A 1,062-nucleotide genomic window follows, 5' to 3' on the forward strand; every position below is an offset into this window, starting at 1 on the left:
GGTAAGGATTTTTGATAAGCTTTGCGATAGATTTTAAAAGTGGTGTTTTGAGAGAGTTCCAATAAAGGCGAGGCGTTTTGTAAAAGCCGGTCATAATTGGCTCTCAAATCATCATAATTAACCCTCAAATCATCATAATTGGCTCTCAAATCATCAATGGATACTAACGGCTCATTCAAATCACGATAGAAAATGAAAGGGTTATTATGATAAATCGTGTCGTTTTCTAAAATCGTTTTAAAAAAATCTAGGATTTTTTTAAAACTCAAATTTTGGTAAAAGTAAGCTTTCCCATCAATTTCATTTAAAGGGTTTTCATAGAGCATGTCTAAATAAGCGTTTGGGTGCGTGTGCAAGTATCTCACATAATCAATCGCTTCATCAAAGTTTTTAAAATCATGCACATTCACAAAACTTTTAGGGTTAAAATCTTTCGCTACGCTAGGACTCCCCCAATAAATAGGAATGGTATGGCTGAAATAAGCGTCAATGATTTTTTCAGTTACATAGCCATAGCCTTGAGTGTTTTCAAAACACAGATTGAATTTGTATTGGCTTAAAAACTCGCTCTTGTTTTTGACGTTATAGCCTAAAGTGTTTCTCACGCTCCCTCCCCCAGCAACCGGCTCAATAGAATTTAAAGCCTCATAGAAAGCGTTCCTTTTAGGAGCGTTAGGGTTGCTTGCGACAAAGCTCGCAAACCCTCTTTTCAAAGGATCGCTCTTGTTATTCACTACTGCGCATAAATGGGGGTGGTTTTCTTTAAAATGGTGGGAGGGTTTTTTTAAAGCATAAAGGCTGTTATCTTTGAGTTTGTAGGGCGCAGTGGTGTCATTCACGCTCTCGGCTTTATGGTGTAGTCTATCATAATATAAAGGCATTCTCAAATAACGATTGTTAAAATCCAATTCATCAAAGCCTATGGCGTAATCAAAGAGGTTGAAATTAGGGACTTCATTTTCGCCGGTGTAAAACACTCGTTTAGTGTTTTTGTAGGATAGGATTTTTCTGGCTCTTTCAAGGGGGTTACCCAAAACGATGTCTGCGGGTTTTTTAGGGTTT

At 37.4% G+C, this 1,062-nt stretch carries 1 protein-coding gene; it reads right to left on the reverse strand.

Features of this window, described 5'->3' with window-relative positions; translation table 11 throughout:
• Nucleotides 1-1,062 (reverse strand): glycosyltransferase family 10 domain-containing protein (locus tag EAL87_RS07990; RefSeq protein WP_120914262.1); only part of this gene is annotated, 1,062 nt, incomplete at both ends.

Origin of the sequence: Helicobacter pylori, assembly GCF_003636935.1 — a bacterium.
GTDB lineage: Bacteria > Campylobacterota > Campylobacteria > Campylobacterales > Helicobacteraceae > Helicobacter > Helicobacter pylori_CH.